The 205-nt window shown below is 43.9% G+C and carries 1 pseudogene; it reads left to right on the top strand.

From position 1 onward, the window contains the following. Positions 1-205 (top strand): annotated as a pseudogene (locus NW213_RS16935) (hypothetical protein); the annotation flags it as partial.

Raw genomic sequence — 205 nt, 5'->3', positions numbered from 1 at the left:
GCAACAATATTCCATACACGGCATTCTATGACTGGTTCAAGAAGACACAGAAGAAGGTTGTACCTGTAGAAGTGGAAGGTATTCCTGAAGAGTTGCTCCAAAGCGACAATACACATGAGGATGTTACTGAGAACAAGCCCAAACGTACAACTCCCCATAAAGGAAGTATCATGGTAACGATAAGAACCCGTGAGGGCTTGTGCAT

Source organism: Bacteroides sp. ET336 (genome assembly GCF_024733815.1).
Taxonomy (GTDB): Bacteria; Bacteroidota; Bacteroidia; order Bacteroidales; family Bacteroidaceae; genus Phocaeicola; species Phocaeicola cellulolyticus.
Note: the sequence above shows the minus strand (reverse complement) of the source record. Positions and strands in the feature narration are given on the sequence as shown.